The organism is Paenibacillus amylolyticus (assembly GCF_050990605.1).
In the GTDB taxonomy this organism is placed as follows: domain Bacteria; phylum Bacillota; class Bacilli; order Paenibacillales; family Paenibacillaceae; genus Paenibacillus; species Paenibacillus amylolyticus_H.
This window is the reverse complement of sequence record NZ_CP158832.1, coordinates 1,077,704-1,098,893: the sequence shown is the minus strand read 5'-3', so window position 1 is coordinate 1,098,893 and position 21,190 is coordinate 1,077,704. Positions and strand designations below refer to the sequence as shown.

Annotated in this window: 17 protein-coding genes; 7 read left to right on the top strand and 10 right to left on the bottom strand. The window is 48.8% G+C overall.

Annotation, left to right across the window (positions count from 1 at the left end):
• Window positions 1–241: 241 nt before the first annotated feature.
• Both ABTV53_RS04930 and ABTV53_RS04925 read right to left on the bottom strand, forming a co-directional pair.
• Window positions 242–865, bottom strand: a complete 624-nt coding sequence (locus ABTV53_RS04930; RefSeq protein WP_433751299.1) for a pyroglutamyl-peptidase I — start codon at window positions 863–865, stop codon at window positions 242–244.
• A 20-nt stretch (window positions 866–885) separates the two neighbouring features.
• Window positions 886–1,887: a Gfo/Idh/MocA family protein gene (locus ABTV53_RS04925; protein ID WP_433751297.1), complete on the bottom strand. Its 1,002-nt coding sequence runs from the start codon at window positions 1,885–1,887 to the stop codon at window positions 886–888.
• 375 nt (window positions 1,888–2,262) lie between these two features.
• On the opposite strand from ABTV53_RS04925, the gene ABTV53_RS04920 reads away from it, so the two are divergent.
• The 4 genes from ABTV53_RS04920 to ABTV53_RS04905 all read left to right on the top strand — a co-directional run bounded on the left by ABTV53_RS04920 (window position 2,263) and on the right by ABTV53_RS04905 (window position 7,200).
• Window positions 2,263–3,993, top strand: a complete 1,731-nt coding sequence (locus ABTV53_RS04920; protein ID WP_433751295.1) for a helix-turn-helix domain-containing protein — start codon at window positions 2,263–2,265, stop codon at window positions 3,991–3,993.
• Window positions 3,994–4,092: 99 nt separating this feature from the next.
• Window positions 4,093–5,166, top strand: a complete 1,074-nt coding sequence (locus ABTV53_RS04915) for a FecCD family ABC transporter permease (RefSeq protein WP_433751292.1) — start codon at window positions 4,093–4,095, stop codon at window positions 5,164–5,166.
• 2 nt (window positions 5,167–5,168) lie between these two features.
• The gene (locus tag ABTV53_RS04910; protein WP_433751289.1) at window positions 5,169–6,191 is read left to right on the top strand and encodes a FecCD family ABC transporter permease; all 1,023 of its coding nucleotides are present in this window, start codon (window positions 5,169–5,171) and stop codon (window positions 6,189–6,191) included.
• A gap of 61 nt (window positions 6,192–6,252) precedes the next feature.
• Window positions 6,253–7,200, top strand: coding sequence for an iron-hydroxamate ABC transporter substrate-binding protein (locus tag ABTV53_RS04905; RefSeq protein WP_433751287.1), 948 nt, complete (start codon window positions 6,253–6,255; stop codon window positions 7,198–7,200).
• A 132-nt stretch (window positions 7,201–7,332) separates the two neighbouring features.
• On the opposite strand, the gene ABTV53_RS04900 is transcribed toward ABTV53_RS04905, so the two are convergent.
• The 4 genes from ABTV53_RS04900 to ABTV53_RS04885 form a co-directional block, all read right to left on the bottom strand.
• Window positions 7,333–7,755: a macro domain-containing protein gene (locus ABTV53_RS04900; protein WP_433751284.1), complete on the bottom strand. Its 423-nt coding sequence runs from the start codon at window positions 7,753–7,755 to the stop codon at window positions 7,333–7,335.
• Window positions 7,756–8,001: 246 nt separating this feature from the next.
• A complete protein-coding gene (locus ABTV53_RS04895; RefSeq protein WP_433754066.1) occupies window positions 8,002–8,874 on the bottom strand; it encodes a TIGR02452 family protein in 873 nt (290 codons plus the stop codon).
• A 124-nt stretch (window positions 8,875–8,998) separates the two neighbouring features.
• Window positions 8,999–9,484 carry an NADAR family protein gene (locus ABTV53_RS04890; protein ID WP_433751282.1) on the bottom strand — a complete coding sequence of 162 codons (486 nt, stop codon included), beginning with the start codon at window positions 9,482–9,484 and terminating at the stop codon, window positions 8,999–9,001.
• 92 nt (window positions 9,485–9,576) lie between these two features.
• Window positions 9,577–10,515, bottom strand: a complete 939-nt coding sequence (locus ABTV53_RS04885; protein WP_433751280.1) for an NUDIX hydrolase — start codon at window positions 10,513–10,515, stop codon at window positions 9,577–9,579.
• Window positions 10,516–10,891: 376 nt separating this feature from the next.
• Between ABTV53_RS04885 and ABTV53_RS04880 the strand changes: the two genes are divergently transcribed.
• The 3 genes from ABTV53_RS04880 (at window position 10,892) to ABTV53_RS04870 (ending at window position 15,015) form a co-directional block, all read left to right on the top strand.
• Window positions 10,892–11,326 (top strand): MarR family winged helix-turn-helix transcriptional regulator, encoded by a 435-nt coding sequence (locus ABTV53_RS04880; protein WP_433751278.1) that lies wholly within the window; start codon window positions 10,892–10,894, stop codon window positions 11,324–11,326.
• 73 nt (window positions 11,327–11,399) lie between these two features.
• Complete coding sequence (locus ABTV53_RS04875; RefSeq protein ID WP_433751275.1) at window positions 11,400–13,184, top strand: ABC transporter ATP-binding protein; 1,785 nt, start codon at window positions 11,400–11,402, stop codon at window positions 13,182–13,184.
• On the top strand, window positions 13,177–15,015 hold the full coding sequence (locus tag ABTV53_RS04870) for an ABC transporter ATP-binding protein (RefSeq protein ID WP_433751272.1): 1,839 nt from the start codon (window positions 13,177–13,179) through the stop codon (window positions 15,013–15,015). Before ABTV53_RS04875 ends, ABTV53_RS04870 begins: the two co-directional genes overlap by 8 nt.
• 145 nt (window positions 15,016–15,160) lie before the next feature.
• On the opposite strand, the gene ABTV53_RS04865 is transcribed toward ABTV53_RS04870, so the two are convergent.
• From ABTV53_RS04865 to ABTV53_RS04850, 4 genes are all read right to left on the bottom strand, one after another.
• Complete coding sequence (locus tag ABTV53_RS04865) at window positions 15,161–16,576, bottom strand: ATP-binding protein (RefSeq protein WP_433751269.1); 1,416 nt, start codon at window positions 16,574–16,576, stop codon at window positions 15,161–15,163.
• 779 nt (window positions 16,577–17,355) lie between these two features.
• Window positions 17,356–18,375, bottom strand: a complete 1,020-nt coding sequence (mglC, locus tag ABTV53_RS04860) for a galactose/methyl galactoside ABC transporter permease MglC (protein ID WP_421887789.1) — start codon at window positions 18,373–18,375, stop codon at window positions 17,356–17,358.
• Window positions 18,376–18,390: 15 nt separating this feature from the next.
• Window positions 18,391–19,896 carry a sugar ABC transporter ATP-binding protein gene (locus ABTV53_RS04855; protein ID WP_421887792.1) on the bottom strand — a complete coding sequence of 502 codons (1,506 nt, stop codon included), beginning with the start codon at window positions 19,894–19,896 and terminating at the stop codon, window positions 18,391–18,393.
• Between the two features lie 74 nt (window positions 19,897–19,970).
• On the bottom strand, window positions 19,971–21,032 hold the full coding sequence (locus ABTV53_RS04850) for a galactose ABC transporter substrate-binding protein (protein ID WP_433751266.1): 1,062 nt from the start codon (window positions 21,030–21,032) through the stop codon (window positions 19,971–19,973).
• Window positions 21,033–21,190 lie beyond the last annotated feature (158 nt).

Below are 21,190 nucleotides of genomic sequence, written 5' to 3'. Positions count from 1 at the left end.
TGAGTGCGTATTTTCGGCGAATAGCGTGTGTTTGATTCGTTAGAGTTCTGCATATGGTGCTTTCAAACTGGTAAACAATAGTTACAACAACCCAGCTTCCAATTAGTTTGCACCATAAAAAGGGCTGTCCCCTACCGTCATATTCTTGACGATGGGACGGCCCTTTATTGAATATTTCAGATTCATATCCATAATTCATTTTCATCTGCTGCAACCGCAGCCAAACGAATCCAACCATCACCTACGATTCCGCCACAACCGTTCGGATCATGATCCGCAGCGCATCCAGCATCATGGGAATAGGCAGCGAAGGGACGGAAGGCTGCAGCACAGCCATCTCTGTTGAAGCGGGAAAGTGTACAAATCCTGCACAGATTGGAAGTTGCCCTATACAAATGTAATCCAGCACGCTGTACATCGTGTTGTTGCAGATATATGTGCCTGCTGTATTGGACACGGCAGCGGGAATACCTGCTGCCGACATGTCATTCACCATGGCACGTATGGGCAAGGTGGAGAACAAACCGTCTGGGCTACCCTTTACAATGGGTTCGTCCACCGGACGTTGTCCCTGGTTATCCGCGTAGGAGCCCGGCGGGATGTCTTTGACATTCACGGCAATCCGCTCCGGTGTGATGCATGTTCTGCCCTTGGCCAGCCCACAGGCGATGACAACATCGGGCCCATAGGCTTCCATCTCTGCGATGAGCAGGTCTGCACATTCATCGAAGTGCACGGGCAACAGTACTGTTTTTAGCTCAGCCCCCTCCACCACTTCGTTCGCAAGAGCTTCCAATAACGTTCCCGTCGGATTCACTGTATCTCCGCCAAAAGGTTCAAACCCGGATATCAGAATCTTCACCATCACACGTCAGCTCCTGTCTGTTACTCCGATTTGTAACGCAATCCCCACTGACCCCGAATCGTGTCCATCAGCTTCATGATTTCCAGGGATTCGTCCAGTTTGATGGTATTACTCTCCATGCGGCCTTCCAAGATACAACGTCCCGCTTCTTCTGCCTCAAAAGCATAACCAATACACGTTCGATCATCCGTGAACTTCTCCGGCTCGTCTTGACCATTCACATGCAGATAGGCTTCTTTGCCCGCCAGGAATAAAGGCAGACGAATCTTGCCTTCCGTACCATAAATGACCGCTTCATTGCTGAGGTTCAGACGAATGGCAGCACTCAGTGAGGCAGAACGTCCCTCGGAATAAGACAACAACACCGAAAACTGCTCGTCCACACCCGTCTCACCGATATTGGCCGCACTCCATACATGCTGCGGCTGTTCGCCAAAGATCATTGAAGCAAAGGAGATCGGGTACACCCCTGCATCCAGCAACGCTCCCCCACCCAGATCCGGATTAAGTAACCTTCCTTCCGGCTCCCAGCCGATACGGAATCCAAAGTCTGCCTGGAGCAAACGCACTTCACCGATTCGTCCTTCTTCAATCCATGCTCTGGCTTGAGCAATCGGGGGCAAAAAGCGTGTCCACATCCCTTCCATCAGAAAAAGATTGCGCTCCCGTGCCGTCTCCACCAGTTGCTCCAACTGACGTGCATTCATCGTAAACGGCTTTTCACAGAGCACCGCCTTGCCTGCCTCCAGACAAGCCATCACATTCTCCTTATGCACAGGATGAGGTGTTGCCACATAGATAATATCTACCTCAGGGTCTTGCAGCATCTCATCATACGAGCTATAAGCGCGTGCAAAACCATATTCAGCTGCAAACTTCTCCGCGCTTCCTGCTGTCCGCGAACCTACCGCTGCTTTCACTGCGTTACCGGCATGCTCCAAATCCTTTGCGAACTGGGATGCAATCCATCCCGTACCCATAATGCCCCAACGTACTTTGTCCCGTCCCACTACTTCTGTCATATTAAAGCCTCCCTACTGCAATTTCGGTTGAAAAGGTTCATGATTCAGATCAGGCCAACATGGTATCCCCTTTATTTTACCAAAAAGAAACGCCTGCGTCAGAAAACGTTTTCTATGTTGTCGGTTCATTAGACTTCCACCTCATCAGCACCTCGAACATATCTGTGTACATTTCAATTCTCCAGTAGATTTGCTAAGATTATCAGCAGACCAGGGCCAAGAGGTCTTGTTCCGTGCATGCTTGTAACAAGCAGTAATCCGGTTAAATCAGCCATCACACCTGATCAACCACATCCGATCCCTGTCTTACAGGTATATAAAAATATCCAATCATCACCTAATAACTGTTCAAAAGAGAGGAGGTCGCATATCACCATGACTACCATCCCAGGTAACGCCCACAGCGGCATAAATCCACACCTGTTGCATCAGCAGACAGGTCCCACATCACAAAAGGAATCCTCAACCCGTGCAGACCTGGATGCATTCCTGAATGATATTCTGATCGAATTCCGACAGGCAGAACAGATCATAAACCGCGGGAACTGGCGCTGGTCCACAACTGAGCTTGCTCATCATACCTTCATATATATGCATAAATTCACGGGCACACTGATCATGAATGAGACCGAATCCCATGTGGCTCGCAAATCAGCTTGTCTGTGCACACCCGGCACTTCAATTGAACTGATCGGAGATGAAGACCATGATATTGAACTGTATATCATTCACTTCGATCAGTATCGGGCTACAGAGAAGACAAAAGCCAGACGCATCTACGAACGTGAGCTCAGTTCACCTGTTACAGGGTGGATTCAGGGCCCATTTTACGGTATACAGCGCATTGCCGTGCAGCTTACACAACTTAACAACGAAAATTCGCAAAAAGACTTAAAAGCACAGCTCTTCCTGACAGAACTGTTACATATGCTCTGGCCTCAAGAAAACCAGACTGACGTAGTGGCTGGACAGGATGAACCCGAACAGTGGCTCAGGTCCACCCTGCAATACATGCGCGAAAACTACATGCATGAGATCAAGCTGGAAAAACTGGCCGAACTGGCTGACATGCATCCCTCTTATTACTCTCAGCTATTCAAGAGCCGCATGCAGAAGAATCCGATTGAATATATCACTCATCTGCGTATGAACCGGGCCAAGGAATTGCTGCTCACTTCCGATCTGCGTATCCGTGATGTGGCTCGTGAAGTGGGTTACCGTGACGAATTCTATTTCAGCCGGCGTTTCCGGAACCATGCTGGCTATGCTCCCACTTCTTATGCGAAGCAGGTCCACCGGAACATCGTGTCGCTCTCCTATCCATACACGGACCATCTGATGACACTTGGCGTCACGCCATGCGCTGCTCAGATTCAGGGCCATCTGCCTCATATGCCCAAATCGCTGAAGCTGCCCTTCCACGCCTACGAGCCTTGGGAACAGGGACGTCAGGCTTTCCTGGATGTGAATCCCGAATTGATTCTGACCAAGGACAATGCCACTGGTAAAGCCATGGAGCATATTGGCGATGTCGCTCCTATCATCACCATTCCCTGGAACCAGACAGACGTCTTCGGTCATCTGCATCAGATTGCCTCCGTTGTGGATCGTACCCAAGCCGCAACAGATTGGCTGGATCGACATGAGCGCAAAGCGGAGCGTGCACGCAAAAAAATGAAGGAACTCGTTGGAGATATTACCGTTGCTGTTGGCACGTTAACGCCTAAAGGTCCACGGATGTATAGCCATCGCAACTTCGGACATGTCTTCTATCGCAGTCTGCAATTGGCCGCTCCTCAGCGAATTCAGCGCGAACTGGCTGACAAACCTCCGGGCATCGGATTCAACTGGCTGCCCTTCACACCAGGAGAATGGGACGGACTGGAGGCAGACGTGTTGGTACTGGCGATTAATTCCATGCATGAAAAGGCAACACTGTTGAAAGAGATGGCTTCGAATCCACTATGGAACAGCCATCCTGCGGTAAAAAACGGACGTGTACATCTCATCGACTGGAACTCATGGGTCGTATATGCTCCATATTCCATCAACATCCAGCTGGATGAAGCGCTCTCTATGTTGACGAACAAACCTTCACTTTTGTAATCTAAAAAATGTCCATCTCCCAAATCTTAATTTATGCCATGTACGGGCCTGAATTAAGATTCTATAATGATGACTAATTGATAATGATAATCAATAACAATGAAATGCGTTGTTGGTACCAAAGGAGTGACCCGTATTCAACATCCGGGACTGCCACATCGTCCGTCTAATTCAAAAAAATCTCCAGTGACCGTTGGGCTGACGTTTTTGTCTGCCATAGCCATACTGCTGCTAAGTATGTTTGTCGCCATCTCGCTAGGTGCCAAAGGGCTAACGCTGGAAACTGTATGGGCTGCCATATTTCAGTACAACCCGGCTTTGACACCACATCAGATTATTCATGAGCTGCGGCTGCCTCGTGTCCTTGCCGCGGTTATGATTGGCGCTGCCTTTGCCGTTGCAGGAGCTTTAATGCAAGGCATTACGCGCAATCCGCTGGCAGACACCGGCATTCTGGGCATCAATGCTGGAGCCACTTTTGTCGTAGCCTTGAGCTTTGCCTTTTGGCCGGGACTATCATACGGCTGGATCTTGGTTTTGTCATTCGTGGGGGCTGTTCTGGGCACACTGCTTATCTTCCTGCTTGGAATGGCAGCACCTGGTGGTCTGAATTCCATCAGACTGACTGTTGCCGGAGCCGTTATTGCAGCCATGTTAACCTCGCTCAGCACAGGCGTTGCCATTTATTTTGACCTGAGTCAGGATCTGGCCTTCTGGTATGCGGGAGGTTTTGGCGGAATCGAATGGCGGCATCTGAAGCTGATTCTTCCCGTGCTGCTCGTGACACTGGTACTGATTATGCCACTCGCCCGGCGTGTATCGCTTATGTCACTCGGTGAAGAAGTGGCGATTAATCTCGGGATCAACCTGCGCTTGACGAGGTTTCTCGCCCTCGCAGCGGTTGTTGTGCTGGCTGGTGTGTCCGTGTCAGCAGTAGGCTCGATTGGATTTGTCGGACTCGTCATCCCTCATATCTCCCGCAAACTGGTGGGTGTGGATTATCGACTCATCATTCCGATGTCTTCTCTGCTTGGAGCGATATTACTGGTGCTCGCCGATCTGGGCTCACGCATCGTGAACCCGCCCGAGGAACTCGCGGTAGGCATCATGGTCGCTTTTGTCGGTGTACCATTCTTCCTCTATCTGGCCCGTAAAGAAAGGAGGGCCTTGTAGCGATGAATTTTAATACACCTTCACGATCACGAGGTAAACGTTCGTTAGTCGTCAGTATCACACTGCTCTGCATTGCCATTGCCGTTATTGTGATCAGCCTGAACACGGGAACCATTCGTCTCTCCCCAGCGGCTGTGTTACAGACTTTGCTTGGTCATGGCAGTTCGGATGATCAGATTGTACTGTTTGATTACCGCCTGCCTCGCATCCTGGTCACTGTACTGGCCGGAGCGGGACTTGGTATTGCCGGAGCGGCCTTGCAAGGGATCACCCGCAATCCACTGGCGGACCCGGGTATTCTGGGATTACATGCTGGGGCAGCGTTTGGACTCATGGTGTTTGTTAGCCTGTCCTTTACAATGGACGGCTCTGTAGCCTTATTCATTCCGTTATTTGCTTTTGCAGGCAGTGTGGCTGCCGCCCTGATCATCATGCTGTTATCTTATGATCGGCACAACGGCGTATCTCCCATTAAGCTGATTCTGGTGGGAATCGCGGTAGCCGCCGGGTTCCATGCGTTGACACTCTACCTATCCCTGCGTTTGGATGAAGACACCTATTCATTTGCCGCTCGCTGGTTGGCAGGTAGCGTCTGGGGTCGGGATTGGATTCATGTGCAAGCACTGCTTCCTTGGGTGGTGTTATGTATCTCGTACATTTGGAGTCGATCCAAAACGCTTGATGCCTTCAATCTTGGAGATGCTGCCGCAACCAGTATCGGGACGCCTGTCCGATCCCAGCGTGTGATTTTGCTGCTCTGCGCCGTGGCTTTGTCTGCCGTCAGTGTATCGATGGCTGGTGGGATCGGCTTTATCGGTCTGGCGGCACCACATCTGGCTCGCAGACTTGTCGGTCCGATGCATCGGTATCTGATCCCTGCTGCCGGGCTCATCGGCATGGTTATTCTGGTGAGCGCTGATACGATCGGGCGAACGATCTTTCAGCCTAACGCCATTCCGGCAGGTGTAGTGGTTGCCGCGATTGGTGCACCTTACTTTTTGTACCTTTTGGTACGAAGCAAGTGATCTTTTTTTCACAAAAACAATAATTACATCCAAGAGATGTTCAAGGAGAATGTGACTACCCATGTTAAAGAAAAATCTTATGCTTGTCATGAGTATCTGTCTGGTGCTTGTGCTCGCTGCCTGTGGAACGGCCAACAATTCATCATCTGCTTCAGGCGGTTCATCTACGGATACTTCAACCAACAATCAAGACAACAGTGCAAGTTCGGGAGAGCAACGTATTGCCTCCATGTCAATCCACTTGACCAATGATCTGCTGTCTCTCGGTATTACTCCGGTTGGTTCCGTTATTGGCGGCGAAGCCAAAGGTTTCCTGTCCCATGTTGCTGATCGCCTTCAAAATACAACGCCACTTGGTCCGGTTAAAGACCCGGATATGGAAGCTTTGCTTGCCCTGAAACCCGATGTAATCTATCTGGACGAGGAATTCTCCGGTGGTGATATTGCCAAGTTCGAGAAAATTGCTCCAGTGCATGTCTTCAACCTCGATGACGGTACATGGCGCGACCACCTGAAGGAGATTGGCAAACTCGTGAATCGCGAGAAGGAAGCCGAGCAATACATTCAGGACTACGCGACCGAAACGGAAGAAGTGAAATCTCTGATTCACAACACGATTGGTGATGGTACCGTAATGGCGATTCGTGTTACTGCCAAAGAATTACGTGTGTTCAGTACACGCCGTCCCATGGGTCCCATTTTGTATGATGATCTCGGTCTGACGCCTGCCAAAGGAATTACGGATATGGATTCAACGAAACCGTATCAAGTCGTCTCTCGTGAAATCTTGCCGGACTATGATGCAGATGCAATCTTTGTGGTTGTGAATTCGGATGATGAAGCCCAAACCATGTTTAAGGAGCTGCAAAACAATCCGATCTGGCAAGGTCTAAAAGCAGTCAAAGCTGGCCATGTCTACCCGATTGGGGCACAACCTTGGCTCGATTACTCATCGATCGGTAATAAAATGGCCATGGATGAAGCCAAAGAAATGTTCTCCAAAAAATAATCAAAAAAACCTCACTTTGAAATCGGAACAACGTTGGTATGAATCATACTAACGCTCATTCCGGTCAAAGCTGAGGTTTTTTGTTTTGGATCTGTCAGCAAGCTGCAATCTATCCTTTTCCACCCTGCGCGCTCACACTGTACAGACAATAATCTCAACATCCGTATCGGCAAAGGTTGCCTGGATAATTGGACGGACCTTCTCCCATTTCAGTCTGTCCAACCCACATCCTATTCGGGGCATCGCCAATTTCGTAATCCCTTCCATCACACATACGTCCCGCATGGATTCTACCGCATTCGTCAACGATTGGTACGTCGGCTTATTGGAGAACTTTGCCTTGGTGACCAGATTCAGCGTCCGTCCCACCGGATAACATCGTCCAATCTCAAGCGGCTCTTGTTTGGCCTGTTCTTGAAGATTCTCCAAACCGAATCGCTCCCGGAACTCTACCGCAATGCCCTTGCCCATCCTTGCATCGGCTGATATGCAGTGCGCAAGCGAATAATCATCTGCCAGATCAAATAAATCCTGTTGTCTCTCATGAAACTGCATGCCATCTCTCTCCTTTATCATATTTACACTGACACTACGCTGACAGAACAACCTTCCAATCGCTGTTATCCCCAGATTTTTCGATTCCCTTTTTCTATAAGGACAAATCCGGGGATAGTGTATGCTTCCGATGTAGCTTTCTGAAAGAAAGCTTTTGGGCGAACGCTTTGCTTTTTCAGGTTTTTTCTGTTCTCTCCGTTATCGTGCGAATGATTAGTTCAACATATTGAGATCCTTATTTTTTAATTAAGCCTCTGCCAAAATACGTTGAAATGCCTTCAAAGTTCTCTGACCTGCTGATCGATCATATACGGCAAATACAATGCGTTCAAAGGCGTCCTTATAAGCCTCTCCCACTAACACATCATGAAAATACTTCGCCACTACTGCTGGTTCATTTCGAAATACGCCGCAACCGTACGCACCCAGAACAATCGTGCGGTGGCCATTCGTAACAGCCACGTCCAGAATATAACGGATGCGTTCCTTCATCACCGACTCAATCTGTAAATCATCCGCTTCTCCACGCTCTTTCACCACACCCGCATTCACCGCTGGCGCAGTAATGAATGAGGATACATAATATTTGTCCAGCAGCCTGTCTTCATCATCACGAATCACCGGAACATCCGGTGAATAGATCATATAATCCGAATATAGACCCGATCGCTGTTTGCGATTGTACTCGTACATTTCATCCATTTGAGCGATGCACGGGTATAGCCCTGTCGCTCGGGCCAGACACTCTTCCTGTGCCTGACTTCCGCCAAGGAAGCCACCGCCCGGATTTTTCGCTGATGCAAAGTTTAGACAGACCACATCTTCTCTTCCTTCAGCTGCGGTCAAACGTAAAGCCGCTCCAAGTGTAGTCTCACCCGTAACTTCAATGCGACCTAATGCAGCTTCAACTTCAGATGAAGGGGCAACGGGTTGAATTCCAACGTGAGCTTCTGTACGACGCTTTTCTCTGAGCGCGGACAATGCTGCTGGATGGTATAACACCGAATTTCGGATGGCTTGCTGCACATCGGTACCGATCCCAACCTTGCGATCATACCCATTTACGTAATGCCCTTCATCCAAAATAGCCAACGTCTGCTGTGCGATATTAGCCCGCATGGAACGTGAATTGGAGCCGGCATTCCCCGTTGATCTACCGAGTTTATTATTGTTGTTATAACGCCCACTGCTATTTTTGTTATTGCTATTTTTGTTATTGCTATTGTTCTTATCCTGTTGTTGATCACTCATCTGAATCACTTCCTAAATTTTCTCTTAGCCGGGTCAGAATCTCACCCAGCCAGTTGGTCCCCCGCCATGTTCTTCGATTGCGAATGCGCGGGTCTTCCTCCGCCAGTCCCACACCCCAGATGCGATCATCGGGACTTGCTTCCACAAGGGTCGTTCCACGAGTGGCGCGCAGCGCGGTCAGCAGTTCTTCGTTTTGTGAAAATTTGGCCAGGTTCCCCTCGTAGACAATGCGCTTGCATTCCGCTTCCCATACCGTCTGGTCGAAACCTGCGACCTGTCTGCCCAGCTTTTTTTGCACCGAAGCAGAGCTTGCCTTCAGAATCTTATCCGCTATGATCTGATCGCCAAACAACAGCGCTTTTTGGTGCATCATGTATTGCTCCGCACTCGTGTAGTGAACCCCGTTCACGGTAAAATCCGCCGGGTGCCACTGTGAGAACGGCGATGCAGTCCGCCAGAAAAACGTAAACTTTTCCATTCATATCCCCTCTTTACTTGATCCTCATGTATGCAATCATCCCGCAAACGTCTTGAATGACTTCATTCGATTTCAGTGATGCATACCATCTTCTATATGTTTTGCCTCTCTGGATTCAATCTGTATAAACGTGATGGTCGATGACCGGCACTGCTCGCATACTCTCCTGTCTCAATAACCCAATCGGCGATTTTGCGCCGGAAAGCGGCCGCCAGCAGTTTTTTGCCACTGATGATCTCATGTACTTTCTGAAGTGCAGTCAGTGTGAACGTCTCCGGCATCAGATTGAATGCAATATCCGTGTATTCGATCTTGGATCGCAGACGTTCAAGCGCATAATGAATGATTTTGGCATGATCAAATGCAATCCCCTGAACCTCACCCAACGTCACATGATGGCTCCGCACCTTTCCTTCTATCGTTTCTTTTGTCTCAACAATGGCCGACAACTCTTCTGTTCCATTGGTCAAAATCAACTGCAATCTGCGTTCTGTCACACGTCCACGCTCATGGATATGGCGCTTCTCTTCCAGAAGACGCTGCTCTACCCGAAACCAACTGGCCTCACTGGCATCATCGCCAGCCTGAAGCTCCAGCTCGCTGCTATCGACCAGCGCCATATAGGAACAGCTGATAACCCGTGTACGCGGATCTCGCTCCACATCTCCCCAGGTGTACAGTTGCTCCAGATAAATATCATCCAGCCCCGTCTCCGTCAGCAATTCCCGCCGAGCAGCATCTTCCAATGATTCCTGCATGGAGACAAACCCGCCTGGTAACGCCCACTGTCCCAGATAGGGATGGCCACCCCGCCGAATCAGCAGCAACTGGAGTTCGGGTTCCGCGAGCTTGCGATAATTCTCCTGAGCTTCACTGCGAATTGTAAATACCAACATGTCCACGGTGACGGAAGGACGTTCGTAATCGCCAGCATCATAGCTGTCCAAAAACTGTTCTTCACTGATATGTGCCTGATCCTGATGCTCCCGGTAATCAGGTGCTTTTCCTCCAGAGGAACCTTCGTAAGTCATCCTATACAAACCCCATTCTGTTATTAACGTTTTGTTATTAACATTTAGATAATATCAATTTATCATATCATTTTATCTCAGGTCAATATTTCCAGTCCAAAATAAATGATCTGTATTCACTTGACGGTATGTCAAATCAAACTTAAAATTTAGTTAGTCAACTAACTAAATGTGCGTGTTCAAAAAGTCCAGTTTTCAGTACCGAGAAGATGGAATGAAGGTAGAAATGGAGTAGCGGAGCGTAGGCAAACTACGTGAGCAACGGACATTTCGGCTGAATTTTATATTCGATGCTGATGATGCCGCTAGGCATCATTCGTAATCAAAAGTGGACTTTTTGAACTACCTCTAAAAAGATATGAATGGAGCGGATGATATGAACCCAGTCCAAAACGATCGGTTAATGGGACAGCTATCCGAGCTCGTGAAACTGAAACGCTACAAGGTTCATGAGAAACTTGTGAATCATCCCGAGTTATACCCGGGGCAGCCCCCTTTGTTGTTCCAGCTCGAACGGGAAGATGGCCAATCCCAGAAAAATCTGGCCGAACAACTTCAGCGCAGTCCCGCCACGGTAACCGTTATGCTCAAGCGCATGGAATCATCCGGTTATGTGAGACGTGAAGCAGACCCGAAGGATCTGCGCAGTCTGCGGGTATACCTGACGGATCAGGGACGCTCCGTGCTGCAAGAATTGAGAGAAGTGATTCAGGAGTTGGAACAGCAAGCCCAGAAAGGTTTTACACCGGAAGAATCCCGTATTATGTCTCTACTTGCACAACGTATGCTCCAAAACCTGCGCGAAGCGTGAGGTAATACAAACGTGATTGAAACAGGATGAAATGGATTCCATTTACGCATTAAAAATTGAGGTGATTTCCTAATTGTGGACGTTAAAACGATTCTTGACCCCGTATAAATCGGCGGCGATCATCGCCCCGCTGCTCATGGTACTTGAGGTTGCCATGGACCTGCTCCAGCCCAAGCTGATGTCCAGCATCGTGGATGATGGTGTACTTGCAGGGAACCTGCCCCATATCGTGACTACAGGTCTGATCATGCTACTTGTTGCGTTAATCGGCTGGGTTGGCGGCGCAGGCTGTACACTCTATTCAAGCAAAGCTGCCGTGGGATACGGCACGGATCTGCGTCAGGAACTGTTTGACCATATTCAGACCTTCTCTTTCCGCAATCTGGATACGTTTCAGGAAGGATCTCTGATCACGCGTCTGACCAGTGACATTACCCAGATGCAAACTTTTGTGCAGATGCTGCTGCGGATGTTCATCCGTTCGCCGATGCTGATCATCGGTAGTATCATCATGGCGTTTACGATCAGTGTGAAACTGGCTTTGATTCTTATTGCCACCGTGCCGATACTGTTTATTATTTTATTTATTCTGATAAAAGCATCCTATCCGCTGTTCGCCAGTGTGCAGAGCAAGCTTGATCAGGTCAACGCTGTGCTCCAGGAGAATCTTGCTGGCATTCGTGTCGTCAAGGCATTTGCACGTGCACGTCTGGAGAAAAAGCGGTTCAAGCAATCCAACGAAGATTATACTACAACCGCCGTCAAAGCTTGGCGTATTGTCACGCTGAATGCACCCGTTCTCAGCTTGATGCTGAACGCTACCATTGTAGCGGTGCTGTGGTTCGGAGGTTTCCAGGTAGTCGGAGGCGATATTGCTGCCGGAGATCTGATTGCTTTTATCAACTATGTCACGGTTGTACTCTCGTCCCTCACGTCAATCGGCATGATGATGATGAGTTTCTCCCGCGCCAAGGTATCTGCTTCACGGATCAACGAAGTGTTACATTCACAGCCGGATATTCAATCGGGAACCGATAATTCCGGGAAAATACAGTCACTGTCTTCTATCCGTGATCAGAACTCATACCGATCGTCCCCCCTTCCCTCGCACACAGGCGGTCAAGTGGAGTTCAGAGACGTATCTTTCCGTTATGACGGAGACCATGCACTTACCAGCATTAACCTGGTAGCTCGTCCGGGTGAGAAAGTGGCTCTGATCGGTTCAACAGGTTCAGGCAAAACCTCGCTGGTGCAGCTAATTCCCCGACTGTATGATGCTTCGCAAGGTGAAGTGCTCGTAAATGGAGTGAACGTTCGTCACTGGGATCTTCAGGATCTTCGCAGCCGTGTGTCCATTGTGCTCCAGGAATCCATTCTGTTCAGCGGCAGCATCCGGGATAACATATGCTTCGGCCGGCCCGGTGCAACGGATGCTGAATTGCGTGCTGCGGCACGGGCTGCGGCTGCGGATGATTTTATTATGAAACTGAAAGACGGGTATGACACGGAACTGGGTCAGCGCGGGGTCAATCTGTCCGGTGGGCAGAAACAACGTATATCCATTGCACGCGCCCTGCTTATGCGACCGGAAGTGCTGATTCTGGATGATAGCACCAGTGCTGTGGATCTGCGCACGGAAGCAAGTATTCAGAAGGCTTTGCAATCCTTGATGCAAGACAGCACGACCTTTTTGATTGCACAGCGGATCTCTTCCGTGAAAGATGCAGACTGTATATATGTCATTGATGAAGGACAGATCGTTGCCAGGGGCACACATGATGATCTTATGGCTCATTCATCACACTACCAAGCCATCTATTATTCGCAGCAACGGAAGGAGGATGTTCAATTTGGCTAAACCTGCCTCTTCCTCCATGCAACAAACGGTCGTGCCTCCCATCGGAAGACCCGGACCAGCGAGCAGAGGACCTGTTCCCAAAGTCAGAGCCAAGAATGCTCGCCACGCCCTGATTAGAGTATGGTCCTACATGGGACGTCACCGCAAAGGCGTCATTGCTGCATTAGTGCTGACCGCTCTCGGAACATTCCTGAATCTGGCAGGACCTTATCTTCTCGGACGTGCCGTTAACGAACATATCTTGCCCAAAGTAACAGCGGGTTTGCTGAAGGAATGTCTCCTCTTGCTGAGTGTTTATGTCCTTGGCTCACTCCTGATGTGGGCTCAATCCTATGTCATGATTGGTGTGTCCCAACTGACCGTTAAGGATCTGCGACACGCGTTGTTCTCCCGACTACAGGAGCTGCCTGTCCAGTTTTTTGATAAAAATCAAAGCGGGGATCTGATGAGCCGAGCCACCAATGATATTGATAACGTATCTACAACGCTGAATCAAAGCGTAACCCAATTGATGTCCAGTGCCATTCTGCTCGTTGGCTCCTTGTCGATCATGTTTGCACTCGATGTTCGGCTTACACTGCTCAGTCTGATAACGGTACCCTTAATAACCATTGCTACTCGTCTAATCGCTTCAAGAACTCGCAAACACTTCACGGGCCAGCAGAAACTACTTGGTGAGCTTAATGGATATGCTCAAGAAACCATTGCCGGACAGAAAGTCGTAGCGGCTTATAACCGTCAGGATCAGGCACATCAACATTTCAAGAACCTGAACGAGAAACTGCGCACCTCCAGCACACAGGCCCAGACTGTTTCGGGTTTGGTTGGCCCTACGATGAACGTGATGAACAATATCGGGTTTGCCATACTAGCTTCTGTGGGTGGATGGATGGCTTATCATGATCTGACATCCATCGGATTGATCGTCAGTTTTCTTGCATACTCCCGTCAGATTGAGCGACCGCTGAGCGATCTGGCCAATCAGTATAATCTGATTCAGGCTGCCATTGCAGGTGCTGAACGTGTGTTTCACATCATGGATACGCCTGGTGAATACGTGGAGGAACAGAAGAAACAACTGGACCAGATTCAAGGTAAAGTTGTATTTGAAGACGTCTCCTTCGGGTACAGTGCAGAGCGAGACATTCTGAAGAAGGTTAGCTTTACTGCAAAACCAGGTGAGATGATTGCACTTGTTGGTCCCACCGGTGCGGGCAAAACGACCATTATCAACCTGTTACCCCGCTTCTATGAGATTACAGGCGGACGGATCACCATCGATGGATGTGACATTTCGGAACTGGAGAAGGATCAACTCCGTCGGCAACTCGGCATTGTACTTCAGGATGCCTACCTGTTCTCGGGTACCATTCGCGACAACCTCGCCTATGGCAAGCCGGACGCAACCGATGAACAGATTAGGCAAGCAGCTACGCTTGCGAATGCACATTCGTTCATCCGCAAACTGCCACAGGGCTACGACACCCCCATTATTTCCGGGGGAAGCAATCTGAGTCAGGGACAGCGACAGCTGCTGACCATTGCCCGGGCAATTCTGGCGGATCCGGCCATTCTTATTCTGGATGAGGCAACGAGCAGCATCGATACGCGTACAGAGATGAAGATCCAAGAAGCGATGCGCACTTTAATGAAAGACCGCACCAGCTTTGTCATCGCTCACAGGCTCAGCACGATACGTGAAGCCGATCAGATTCTCGTCATTGATGAAGGACAGATCGCTGAACGGGGAAGCCATGATGAATTGATGCAGCAACAAGGATTTTACTATCAGTTACATCAGGGACAGCTCAATAAGTCGAACCCCATATAGTCTGATCTGAACCGATGTCGTCTCCACACATTAACTTATTAATCGAAATATTAAACGCCGCACGGGGTTCTTCAGGACCCATGCGGCGTTTTTATGTTTTTGTCTAATGACTATGTTATTGCTATCTCTGGGTAAGTTATATGATTTACGTCTCCATTGGCAGATGAAGCGTGAAGGTGGAACCAACCCCCATTTCGCTATGGACGGTAATTTTACCATTGTGATCCTGAACGATTTTCTGGCAGAGTGCCAGTCCCAGTCCTGTGCCTTCTTCTTTGGTTGTATAAAATGGATTAAAGATTGTGGATAGCGAATTTTCCGGAATGCCGCTTCCTGTATCTGTAATTGAAATGAGTACTGCGTCTCCCTCCTGCAACAAATCCATATGAACCTCACCCGGGTCTGTCATTGCTTCAAAAGCGTTACGAATCAGATTAATCAATACCTGCACAATCTTATCTCGATCCATGTTGATCACAACTGGCTCATCAGTCATTTCAAGCGTAATTCGATGCCCACGGGATGCCGCATCTGACTCGGTCAAAGACATCACCCGTTCAAGGCAGTGACCCAAATGTTCAGGTTTCATGTGATTGGCATGTGGTTTGGAAAACTGTAAAAATTCAGCCGTCAGGTCAGTTACTCTCGTCACCTCACCCATAATCACTTCATACCATGGCGCGATATTAAACGCTTGTCCACGTGACAGCTGCAAGAAGCCCCGAATTGCGGTAAGTGGGTTCCGAATTTCGTGAGCCATACCCGCGGCCAGTTCACCTACAGCCCTTAGTCTCTCGGAACGAAATACTTCTTCTTCATTTTTCAGCCATTTGCTGCGCTGTTGTTGAAGCAGTCTATCCTCGGCTACCGTCATAAAGTGCTGCAACGAATCCGACATTTCCGGGTACAGAGATATGCTGTAGCTTACCTGGAGTCCTTGAAGCTGAACGGATAGCAGTGACGACATTCGTTCTTCCACATCCTGTATCTCCGGCAAAACGACTGCAAATCGGTCTCCTGCATATCGGGATATGCCGTAGGCCTCAGTGAAATGATTGCTAATCATCTGGCCTGTACCTATGATTACCGTACACCAAGGATCTTCTGAATCTTTTTTAAAGCCGCTAAAGTTATTGACATTCAAAAGGACAAGCAAAAAAGGCCGATGCTCTTCTACTGTCTTATGCAGCACCTCCATGTAACCTTCGTAATTCAACAGTCCCGTAAGCGGATCATGGAGGGTCAGAAACCGATTTTTTTCCCGAAGCCTGCGCTTCTCGACCTCACTGTTGATTAAAGTATGATACAAAAAAATGATAACAACCGAGGTTAACAGGTCAAACAACGAAACGAGCAAAGTATATGTATCTACAGGCACATACGAAAGCCGAATCACCGTATATTGCAGCATGAGCAGCAACGAAATCGGCAAGGTCTGCGCCAAACGCTGTTTGTCCTGGATCATTGAAATAATGAGCATATAATACAGCATGTTGCACCAGTTCAGTTCACTGAAATAATGAAATATCCCGAGAAAAAACCACTGAAACTTCCGCAGCACAGGATATCTTCTCTCCCCAAAAATACTTGCTACCAATAATGTCCCTGAAAGCGACATTATTGCCATATGAGGGGTAAGCCTTAGAACATAAGAGGACAGAATGACAAGCAGACAACCTAGCGGGAATATCACCATTTTCATCGTGTAACTTAGCAAACAGCCTCGCCCCCTTTGACATAAAACTCACATCTAACAACTTATGTACATGTATTATATCGATTATGATTAGCTGATGTTGTCGATTAGTGGAGGCTCGTCAAATTCGCATGAATGTATAAGTTATGAAGGCAATAGGACATATGATGTAATTGTAATCGACAAAAGTGAAACAATTCCTCGGGAACTGAGGGACTTCACATTCCTTTTGTAGTAGCAGCCCTCTTCTGGATTCCAGCCTTCTTGATTGCCAAAAAATATCGTGCGCATTTTGGTACCAGTGTATCTTATAACGTCGCGGGATTTATGTTGCTTTTATGCATCATTGGACCAGTTATCCCCGTTATCGATTGGATGGTCAATGGTTAAACGCTTAAAGCCAGCTCTCTATATCCCGAGGGCTGGCTTCTTTGCTGCTTTTTCCATATAAGATGAAAGGAATTTTTACACCATAACGTAGAGTACAGAACCAATCTGAAGAAGCGAGAGCGTTCGCATTTATCACCGGATTTTCCCCTATTAATATAGGGAATCAAGAAAATCAGGGGATAAGGGCGATCGGAAGATGGTACTGCACTCGGAGTACAACAGTGTAACCTTTTCACGTTCATCCCATATCCTTCTTATTTTTTCGCCATATACTTACGGATATCAAAAGCCACCGCAGCAACAATGATCAATCCTTTGATAATCAACTGCCAGTATGGACTTACACCGATAAACGTCAGACCATAGTTAATGACCCCGAAGATCAACACACCTGCCATAACCCCAGGTACCGTTCCAATACCTCCTGCCGTTGATACGCCGCCTACCACACATGCGGCAATCGCATCCAACTCATACATGTTACCGTAATTGTTTGTTGCCCCACCTGTGCGTGCTGCCTCAAGCACACCACCCAAACCGTACAGTGCACCCGCAATGGCATACAGGGCAACCAGGTTGCGTGCCACATGAATCCCGGATACATGCGCAGCCTGAATGTTGCCACCGATCGCGTACATGTTTTTGCCGAGACGTGTTTTGTTAAAGATCACCCAGCAGATGAATGCCACAACAATCGCAATGAGGACAATATACGGGATGGAGTAACCCCCACCCAGATCAATGTATCCGGAACCAATGACGGTGAAATCGGGTCTCAATCCTCCGATGGGCTGTGACTGATTGGGTTCCGTATCAAAATAAATGGAGTTTAGTCCATACACGGCAACCATCGTACCCAGCGTTGCGATAAAAGGGGGCACATGTAACTTGGCGATAATAAGGCCATTCACCAAGCCCACGAACAGGCCAACCGTGATTCCAACCAGAATCGGCAATAACACCGGCAATTGTGGAAGATCGGGGAAGAAACGGTTCGCATACTCGTCAATCTGAAGCATCGATGCGGATACGACAGCCGTCAGCCCCACAACCCGACCAGCGGAGAGATCCACCCCTCCTGTAACCAGAATGAAGGCTGCACCGAGTGCAATAATGGCCCTTGTGGAGGACTGCTGTAATATATCCCGTAGGGTGGAAAAAGCAAGGAAGTTCGGATCGGCGATAGCAATGCCAATGATGAGCAGAATTAGTACGATAAAGATGGCTCGCTGTGTTACATATTGCTTCACTTGATTGATCATCTGTGGGTTCATCGGTTTCCCTCCTGTCTAAGCCATCCGCTGCTGCGCGGCCAGCCTCATAATATCCTGCTCTGTTGCCTCAGCTCCGTCCACGATTCCGGTGAGACGCCCTTCGCTCATCACCATAATGCGATCTGACATCCCCAGCAGTTCGGGCATCTCTGAGCTTATCATGATAATGCTTTTGCCCTGACGAGCCAGTTCCGTAATAATGGTGTATATTTCGAACTTGGCCCCTACATCGATTCCACGTGTCGGTTCATCCAGCAGCAGAATCTCCGGGTCGGTCAGCAACCAGCGAGCCAGTAGAACTTTCTGTTGATTCCCACCCGAAAGGTTGCGAATTAGCGTGTTAACCGAAGGTGTTTTGGTTCTGAATTTCTGCGTTTGCTCCCGTGCTTCCTCGCGGCCTTTTTTCTCATTCAGCAAACCTATGCGATTTTGGTAACGACCAAGACTTGCGATGATGGTGTTCTCATACACCGACAAGACGGGGAATATCCCCGTAACCCGTCGTTCTTCCGTGAGCAACGCAATGTTATAACGTTTCGCGGCAGCGGGAGAATGAATCTTTACTTTGCGCCCATGAATCGAAATCTGACCTGAAGCAAGACCTCGCAGCCCGAACAAGGACTCCATCAATTCTGTCCGCTGTGCGCCAACCAAACCGCCGATGCCGAGCACCTCACCTTTACGCAGCTCAAAGGATATATCACGAAACGATTTGGATTGGTTTGATGTCAGCCCCTCCGCTTTTAATATCACTTCACCGGGCACGTTCGTCCGTTCCGGGAATCGTTCGTCCATGTCACGCCCCACCATGCGTGTGATGATCAGATCTGTTGTTAAATCCGCAGCATCCCAAGTCCCGACAACGAAGCCATCACGCATGATCGTGACTTCATCCGAGATCGTCAGGATCTCCTCCATCTTGTGGGAAATGTAAATTATGGACACACCGCGACTTCGCAGTTCATTGATAATGGCGAAGAGCTGGTCCACTTCCTTGCCTGTCAGGGAAGAAGTTGGCTCATCCATGACGATGACTTTGGAATTGAATGAGACCGCCTTGGCGATTTCCATCGATTGAATCTTGGAGACAGACAATGTTCCGGCCTGAGCCTTCGGATCAATATCCAGGTCCAGGTCCTTGAACAGAGATAGTGTATCGGTATACATCCGTTTCTCGTCTACCAGTATCCCCCTCATTGGAAAACGACCCAGCCAGATATTCTCCATCACCGGACGATGCGGGACGGGATTCAGCTCCTGATGAATCATGGATATCCCTTGCTGAAGTGCCGCTTTGGAATTTGGAATATCCACTTCCTTTCCTTCGATGCGTATCGTTCCTTCATCCGGGTGATACATCCCGAACAGACATTTCATAAGTGTGGATTTCCCCGCTCCATTCTCTCCCATCAATGCGTGAACCGTCCCCGGCTTCACTTTTAATGTGACCTGACTTAGTGCCTGCACACCCGGAAATGCTTTGGAAACTCCATTCATCTCCAGCAGGTAAGGTGACTCCATCTTGGTTCCTCCCTTCCATATGACCGGCAAAAAAGGGACGCTACCCGAATGTCGGACGTCCCTGTCTCGTGTTGTTATTGGGCGTCGGCAATGTTGTCTTTTGTAATCTTTTTGTATGCAATCCAGACGTATTTACCATCTGTAATATCGTATTTGGTATTTTCCTTCGTTGGTGTCTCACCTTTGGCAAGTACGGAAGCCAGTGCCACCGTGGCTGCACCCTGATTCTTGGCATCATTAAGCACCGTGCCCAGCATCGTGCCATCCTGTAGAGCCTGAATGGCTGGAGCTGTTGCATCCACACCTACAACCGGCATCGATTTGCCATCCTTGAAGTATCCGGCTGCTTTCAATGCCTCTATGGCCCCCAAGGCCATGTCATCATTGTTCGCGAGAACAGCTTCAATCTTATCCCCATGGGAAGCCAGGAACGCCTGCATTTTCTCCTGACCCTTCACGCGGTCCCACATCGCCGTGTCTTCCGCCAGTGCTTCCACTTCGATACCGGCATCCTGGATCGCCTGAACCGAATATTTGGTCCGAAGCTCGGCATCCTGGTGACCCGGTTCCCCTTTCAGCATGACGTATTGAAGTTTGCCGTCCCCGTTTTTGTCTGCTTCCGGATGTGCTTTCCAGTAATCCACAATCAGCTGCCCGGAGATCGTACCGGATTCCTCCGCTTTTGCTCCTACATAGTACACTTTATCCCACTTGTTCATATCTTCAGCCACTGGCTCACGATTAAGAAATACCACTGGAATGTTCGCTGCCTTGGCCTTGTCAATGATGACCCCTGCTGCCGTGCGGTCTACCGGATTCACAGCCATTGCATTATATTTCTTGGAGACAAACAGATCAACTTTCTCATTCTGGGTTGGCTGCGCATTCTGGCTATCCACAATATCCAGAGTCACTATGCCTTCCGCTGCTGCGGTCATCGCATTACGTACCCCCGTCATGAATGTATCATCGAATTTGTAGATGGCAACACCAATCTTGGGTGTTTCCGTACCGGCTGCTGTCTGGCCTCCTGTATCTGTTCCCGTACTTCCACCTGCACTGTCTCCGCCGCTGCTACATCCTGCCGCCACAACCATACATGCCGTAATCAACAGTGTCATCCATGTTTTCTTCATATCCTAATGACCTCCCCCAAGTTCATTCGGCTTTACCGATGTCTTTATTATGAAAGGGTTTACATTAAATTCGAATACAATATCTTCACCTGTTCTATCGAAATCTTCCTCAAGTTATAAAGTGTCTTCATTTCTTCATTCAGCATTCGTTCCTGTAT